6 protein-coding genes and 1 tRNA gene are annotated in these 6,961 nt (G+C 71.6%); 4 read left to right on the top strand and 3 right to left on the bottom strand.

Annotated features, from left to right (window positions below; translation table 11 throughout):
• A partial coding sequence (locus JNL41_RS00260) for a hypothetical protein (protein ID WP_293472070.1) occupies nt 1-564 on the bottom strand: 564 nt, incomplete at its 3' end.
• 291 nt (nt 565-855) lie between these two features.
• Between JNL41_RS00260 and JNL41_RS00255 the strand changes: the two genes are divergently transcribed.
• Together JNL41_RS00255 and JNL41_RS00250 are read left to right on the top strand one after the other, a co-directional pair.
• Entirely contained in the window at nt 856-1,704 is an 849-nt protein-coding gene (locus tag JNL41_RS00255) for an SDR family NAD(P)-dependent oxidoreductase (RefSeq protein WP_293472069.1), read from the top strand.
• A 79-nt stretch (nt 1,705-1,783) separates the two neighbouring features.
• Nucleotides 1,784-1,858, top strand: a tRNA-Val gene (locus JNL41_RS00250).
• 3 nt (nt 1,859-1,861) lie between these two features.
• Here the strand turns inward: JNL41_RS00250 and JNL41_RS00245 are convergent.
• Nucleotides 1,862-2,557 (bottom strand): HAD hydrolase-like protein, encoded by a 696-nt coding sequence (locus JNL41_RS00245; protein ID WP_293472068.1) that lies wholly within the window; start codon nt 2,555-2,557, stop codon nt 1,862-1,864.
• Nucleotides 2,547-4,814, bottom strand: coding sequence for a transferrin receptor-like dimerization domain-containing protein (locus JNL41_RS00240; RefSeq protein WP_293472066.1), 2,268 nt, complete (start codon nt 4,812-4,814; stop codon nt 2,547-2,549). Before JNL41_RS00240 ends, JNL41_RS00245 begins: the two co-directional genes overlap by 11 nt.
• Nucleotides 4,815-4,925: 111 nt before the next feature.
• On the opposite strand from JNL41_RS00240, the gene glmU reads away from it, so the two are divergent.
• Both glmU and rpiA read left to right on the top strand, forming a co-directional pair.
• Nucleotides 4,926-6,278: a bifunctional UDP-N-acetylglucosamine diphosphorylase/glucosamine-1-phosphate N-acetyltransferase GlmU gene (gene glmU, locus JNL41_RS00235; protein WP_293472064.1), complete on the top strand. Its 1,353-nt coding sequence runs from the start codon at nt 4,926-4,928 to the stop codon at nt 6,276-6,278.
• Entirely contained in the window at nt 6,278-6,961 is a 684-nt protein-coding gene (rpiA, locus tag JNL41_RS00230; RefSeq protein ID WP_293472062.1) for a ribose-5-phosphate isomerase RpiA, read from the top strand. Before glmU ends, rpiA begins: the two co-directional genes overlap by 1 nt.

The raw sequence follows: 6,961 nt of genomic DNA, 5'->3' as shown, positions 1-6,961 counted from the left end.
CGAGACCGCCGCGCGGGTGCGCTGGACGCCGAACTCGGCGAGGCCGTGGTAGTACATGACGATCCGCTTGCCGGCCTCGTCGACGTGGACGTCGGGCGAGGCGACATGCGGCAGGCTGGCGTCCTCCATCGGTGTCGGGATGCCGGCGTAGGCCACGGGGTCGCGCTTCTCGGCCATCTCCTTCAGCCGCGCCTCGGCCTCGGGCGTGCCCGCGAGCGTCGCCGGCAGCTTCGACTGAGAGAACTGCAGCGACCCCGGCGCGTGGACCCTCCACGGCCCCTCCAGGCGGTCGGCGTAGGCGAGGCGGATGTAGTCGCCCTTGTGGTCGGCGAAATAGAGGTAGTAGGCCCCCAGCCGGTTCGGGAGCCACCGCGGCGCCGCGATCAGCGACGGCCCCTCGATGTTCGCCCCCATCCGCGCGTCCATGCCGGGCGCGACGATGGGCCGGTCGACGAGCCGGCGAACGCCATAGCCGCCCACGCCCGCCGCGAGAGCCGGAGCGGCGAGGGCCGCGATGCCGACGGTGGCGGTCAGGCCGGTTGCTGCGGTTCGCCGCGAGATCATGAACGGGCTCCCAACGTGCCTGACCCCCGCGCGCGGAGCGGGCGGGGCCCCACCTTAGCGCGGGCAGCGGCGTTGTTGAGCCCTCGCGCCCCTATCGGCCGGTGAAGACGGCGGCGCGGCGTTCGACGAAGGAGCGGATGCCCTCGCGGGCGTCTTCGGTGTCCATCACGCGGCCGCGGATCTCGGGCACGGCGGCGGCGCTACGGGCTGATCGCCGCCGCCGATCGGGGCTTGGCCCCGGGCCGCTTTCCCGCGACGCTGCGGCTTGCAACGAGAACGGGGAGAGCGGCCATGAAGGACATCGCAGGCAAAGTCGCATTCGTCACCGGCGCGGCGTCGGGCATCGGGCTGGGGATCGCCACGGCGCTCGCGCAGGCGGGCGTCAAGGTGATGCTGTGCGACATCGACAAGGCCGCGCTCGACGCGGCGGTGGCGAAGCTCAGGCAGACCAACGCCGACGTGGACGGCGTGCTGGCCGACGTGTCGCTGAAGGCCGAGCTGCAGGCGGCGGCCGACGCGGTGATCGCCAGATACGGCAAGGTCCACATCCTCGTGAACAACGCCGGGGTCGGGAGCGGCGGCAGCTACGCCCGCTGGCCCGACGGGATGACCAGTTGGGTGGTCGGCGTGAACCTGATCTCGGTGATCGACGGCATCGCGATCTTCGGGCCGCTGATCGAATCGCACGGCGAGGGCGGCCAGATCGTCTCCACGGCGTCGATGGCCGGCCTGCTGTCGGGCTCGGGCAGCCTCTACAACGTGACGAAGTACGGCGTGGTCGCGCTTTCGGAGGGGGTGCGCCAGGAACTCGCGCCCCGCGGCATCGGCGTCTCGGTGCTCTGCCCGGGCTTCATCAACACCAACATCGCCGACTCGGCGGACCACATCCCGGAGCGGCTGCAGGCCGCGATCCCGCCGCTGCCGACCGAGGGACCGTCGCTGGAGGCCATGGAGGGGCTGCGCCAGCGGCTCGCGGCGGGGATCGACCCGCTCTACGTGGGCGAACTCGTGCGCGAGGGCATCGAGGAGGACTGGCCCTACATCTTCACCGACAACGAGTTCGAGCCCTTCGTCGACATGCGCTTCGCCAACATCAAGGCCGGCTTCGACCGCATCCGCGGCCGGACGCCGAGGCGGTGAGGACGCGGCGGCGCAATCGTTCGAAGCGTGCTTGCGGCCTGGGGGCGGGTCGGCTATAGCCCCCGACCTTCCCGACGGCGGATGCGTAGCTCAGCGGGAGAGCACCTCGTTCACACCGAGGGGGTCACAGGTTCAATCCCTGTCGCATCCACCATCCTCATCCCGTCGATCCGGCGACCCGCAGGCAGGCGGCGGGCAGTTCGTCGTAGTGCGCGATGAGCGCGTCGGCGTTCAGGTCCGCGACGGGGATCTCGGTGTAGCCGAAGGCGACGAGGATGAGGCCCGTTCCGGCGGCGCGGGCGGCGCCTGCGTCCGTGCCGGAATCGCCGACCAGGATCGCGCGGGCGATCTCGCCGCCGGCCGCGGCGACGGCGGCCTGCATGTGCGCAGCATCCGGCTTGGGCGCCGGCGCGCGGTCGGGGCCGACGATGGCGGCGAAGCGCGAGGCGAGGCCGAGCTGGCCGAGGACGGCCTCAGAGAGGTCGGACGGCTTGTTGGTGCAGACGCACAGCGTCGCGCCGCTGGCCGCCAGGTCGTCGAGCGCGGCCTCGCAGCCGGGGAAGGGGCGGCTCTCCAGGGCGATCCGGTCGCGGTAGTGCGGGATGAACCGCTCGAACATCTGCTCGAGGCGCGTGGGGTGCAGCGTCTGGCCGGCGGCCTGGAAGCCGAGCTGGATCAGATGCCGCGCGCCGTGCCCGATGAACGGCCGCGCCTGGGCCAACGGCAGGGCCGGCAGCCCGTCCTCGACCAGCAGGTGGTTCAGCGTGCCGATCAGGTCGGGCGCCGTGTCGACCAGCGTCCCGTCGAGATCGAAGGCGACGGTGACGCCGGCGAGGGGCCGATCAGCCGCCATTGACCACCGCGGTCGCCGCGTCGAGGCCAGCCGAGTAGTCGTTCAGGGCTTCGGCGGTCAGCGCGATGTAGGCCGCTGCATCGTCGAAGCGGCGCTCCTCGATGGCTTCGCGGACGCCCGGCAAGGTCTTGGCGCCATAGCCGGTGAAGCGGCCGGGCGCGTAGATCATGTTCATGTACCAGGGGCGGAAGGGCAGGCCCTTGTCGCGCAGCAGGCGCTGTTCCTGGCCGAGCAGGGCGGCGTCCAGCTTCTTCTTCTGGGCCGGGCCAAGGCTGGCGCCTCTGGCCGTGAGCGCGGTGTCGAACGCCGCAGCGGAGGCCTTGAGCCTGGCCAGGGCGCCGTCGAGCGGGGCGAAGTCGAGCCGCGGGGAGGGCGGCAGCGCCGCGGGGTCGCCGCGCGAGATCGTCGGGTCGTCGGCCAGCCTGTAGGCGCCGGCGGCCAGCAGGCGGGTGCGGGCGGCGGCTTCGTCCCGCTTGGCGTCGGCCAGCTTCTTCACCTCGTCGACGTAGCCGGCGACGGTGTCGGCGAAGTCGCCGTAGCGCTGCACGGGCGCCTCGGCGTCGGCCAGCCGCATGACCATCCGGCCGGTCACCTTGGCGAGCGCGCCGGCATAGGCGTGGCCGGGGTCCACGAAGCGGCTGTGGTGCTCGTAGGTGTCGTAGGCCGAATGGTAGACGCCGCCCGATTCGCCCTCGCCGCCGAAGCCCAGGTTGAGGGTGGCCAGCCCCAGGTTCTGCAGGAAGGCCGAGTAGTCCGAGCCTGAGCCCAGGGCCTCGATCGGCAGGTCGCGGGCCGGGTCGGCGGCGATCTTGCCCAGCGCCGCGGCGCGCGGATTGCCGGCTTGCTCGACCCCCTGCACGGCCAGGCCGGCGCGCAGGCGGTCGCGCACCGAGACGCCGGTCTGCGGATCCTTCACGTCGGCGGCGACCTGGTTGACGAAGTGCTGCAGCGCATGGCTGCCGCCGACGCCCAGGAAGCCGCGGCCGTTGCTGTCGGAATTGATGTAGACGACGCCCTTCTTCTTGAGTTCGGCGGCGTGGGTCTCGGCCCATTCGGTCGAGCCCAGCAGCATCGGCTCCTCGGCGTCCCAGCTCGTGTAGACGATGGTGCGCCTGGGCTTCCAGCCGGCCTTGACCAGCGCGCCCATCGCCTTGGCCTCGCCCATCATGGCCACGTGGCCGCTGAGCGGGTCGGAGGCGCCGAAGACCCAGCCGTCGCGGTGGTTGCCGCGGATCACCCACTCGTCGGGCTTCTCCTTGCCCTTCAGCGTGGCGATCACGTTGTAGGCCGGCTTCAGGCTCCAGTCGGAGACCACCTTGATGTGGACCTTGCCGCCGTTCCCGCTCCCGGAGCCGCCGACGTGGTAGGTGATCGGCAGGGAGCCGCGGAAGCTCGCCGGGGCCACCGGGCCGTCCAGCGAGGCCAGCAGCACCTGGGCGTCGCCGTAGCCGATCGGCAGCGTGGGGATCTTGAGGATGCTGGGCGAGTCCTCGCGGGCCACGCGCCTGGCGTCCTTGGTCGAGCCATAGCCCGGGGTCGAGGGATCGCCGGGGAAGAGCGTCATGTCGGCCACCGAGCCGCGCTGGAAGCCTTGCGGCGGCCGCGCCGCGCCCTTCGGATAGACGTCGTCGGTGGCGTAGCCGTCGTCGCGCGGGTCGGAGTAGATGATCGCGCCGACCGCGCCGTGTTCCTGCGCCAGCTTGGGCTTCAGCCCGCGCCAGCCGCCGCCGTAGCGGGCGATCGCGATCTTGCCCTTCACGGAGACGCCCAGGCGCTCGAGGGCGTCGTAGTCGGCGGGCATGCCGTAGTTCACGTAGACCAGCGGCGCGGTGACGTCCCCGTCGCCCTGGAAGGCCACGTAGGCCGGCAGTTCGTCCCTGATCCGCGTGGAGGTCTCGTCGCCCGGCACGGGCGCCTCGCTCAGCGTGGCCCTGAAGGGCGCGCCGGCGCCGCCGACCAGCTCCAGCGCCACCTCTTTCGGCGTCGGATAGAGGACCATGAAGGTCTCGATCCTGGCGTCCCAGCCCCAGCTCTTGAACTGCGCCAGCGTCATCTCGGCGTTGGCCTTGTTGTGGGGCGCGCCGACGTGGTTCGGCTCGGCGGCCATGGTCTTCAGCCAGCCGCCCATCTCGGCGGGGTCGATCATGCCGTCGAACCTGGCCTCCAGCGCCGCGTCGGCCGACCGGGCGGCGGCGGGCGCGAGGGCGACGAGGGCCGTGGCGGCGAAGAGGGCGGCCAGACGCGAACGAGATTTCATGGAGACTCCCCGACAGGACGGCGCGGACGCTATCCCTTAGTCGCGCCCCGCCACAAGGCTTGCTAAGCGGGGAGGGGAACGAAGACTCGCATTGCCGCCGGGGAGCGCCGAATGACCGCCAGAGCCGCCGTGATCATGGCCGCCGGCCAGGGCACGCGGATGAAGTCCAAGCTGCCGAAGGTGCTGCACCAGGTGGGCGGGCGCAGCCTGCTGGACCGTGTGATCGACACCGTGCAGGCCGCCGGCTGCGAGCGCATCCACGTCATCGTCGGCAACCACAGTCCGGCGGTTCGGCGCCTGGTCGTCGACCGGCTGGGCGAGGGCGCCGTCGTCGTGCAGGACCCGCCGCAGGGGACCGGCCACGCGGTGCTGTGCGCCAAGGCGGCGCTCGCCGACTTCGACGGCGACGTGCTGGTGGTGAACGGCGACTGCCCGCTGCTGACGGCGCAGGACCTCGAGCCGCTGTTCGGCCTGCGCGCGAAGGATGCGGCGCTGGCGCTGATGGCGTTCGAGCCGGTCGATCCGCTGCTCTACGGCCGCGTGCTGCGCGGCGCCGGCGGGCACGTGATGCGCATCGTGGAGCCCAGCCAGGCGAGCGACGAGGTCAAGGCGGTCAGGACCTGCAACGCCGGCATGTACCTGGCCGGCCGCGCGGACCTGTTCCGCTGGCTCGCCAACGTGAAGAACGACAATCCGAAGAACGAGTACTTCCTCACCGACATCGTGGCGCTGGCCGTCCATGAGGAAGCGATGGTCCGCGCCCACGTCGCGCCGGAAGCCTCGGTGATGGGCGCCGACACGCCGATGCAGCTCAGCCAGGCCGAGGCCGAGTTCCAGAAACGCCGCCGGGCGCACTTCCTGGCCGAGGGCGTGCAGATGACGGGGCCGGACACCGTCTACTTCGCGTGGGACACGCAGATCGCGCCGGGGGCGGTGGTCGAACCCTACGTGGTGTTCGCGCCCGGCGTGACGGTCGAGACCGCCGCGGTGATCCGCGCCTTCAGCCACCTGGAGGGCTGCGTCGTGCGCGAAGGCGCGCTGATCGGGCCGTATGCGCGGCTGCGTCCCGGCGCCGACATCGGCGAGGACGCTCACATCGGCAACTTCGTGGAGGTGAAGAAGGTCGCCGTGGGCCGGGGCGCCAAGGCCAATCACCTCAGCTACCTGGGCGACGGCAGCGTCGGCGCGGGCGCCAACATCGGGGCGGGCACGATCTTCTGCAACTACGACGGCTTCTTCAAATACGACACGCACGTGGGCGAGGGGGCGTTCGTGGGCTCGAATTCGGCGCTGGTGGCGCCGGTGAGGATCGGGGCGGGCGCCTACACGGGCTCGGGCTCGGTGATCACCAGGGACGTGGCTCCCGACGCCCTGGGTCTCGCCCGTGGCCCGCAGGTGGAGAAGGCCGGCTGGGCGGCGCGTTTCCGCGAGGCGATGAGCGCGAAGAAGGCCAAGGGCAAGTAATGGACGCCGACGCCCAGAAGCGCGCTTCGGGCGAGGCGGCCGCGTCGCTGGTGAAGAGCGGCATGGTCGTGGGTCTGGGCACGGGCTCGACGGCCGCGTGGTTCGTTCGCGCGCTCGCCGCGCGCAAGCTGGACATCGTGGGCGTGCCGACCTCGCAGGCGACCGCCGACCTCGCCTCCGGTCTCGGCATCAGGCTGGGCGAACTGGGCGACACCAGGACGATCGACCTCACCGTCGACGGCGCCGACGAGATCGGACCGGGACTGTCGCTCATCAAGGGCGGCGGCGGGGCGCTGCTGCGCGAGAAGCTGGTGTGGGAAGCCTCGAAGGCCTGCGTCGTCATAGCCGACGCCGCCAAGCAGGTGGAAATGCTGGGGAAGTTCGCGCTGCCGATCGAAGTGACCGCGTTCGGCCACAAGACGGTGCAGGCGCGGATCTGCGACGTGCTGGACGAGTTCGACCTGGGCGTCGCGCCCAGCCTGCGCCGCAGGGACGGCCTGCCGGTACGAACCGACGGCGGCAACCTTATCTATGACGCGGCTTGCGGGCGGATCGAGGAGCCGGCCGCCCTGGCGGCGGCGCTGAAGAGCGTCACGGGCGTGGTCGACCACGGACTTTTTCTCGACCTGGCCGACAGGGCCCTGATCGGCACGGCGAACGGCATCGTCGAGCTGGAACCGTAA

Origin of the sequence: Phenylobacterium sp. (genome assembly GCF_016793285.1) — a bacterium.
Taxonomy (GTDB): Bacteria; Pseudomonadota; Alphaproteobacteria; order Caulobacterales; family Caulobacteraceae; genus Phenylobacterium.
This window is presented reverse-complemented; position numbering and strand designations above follow the sequence as displayed.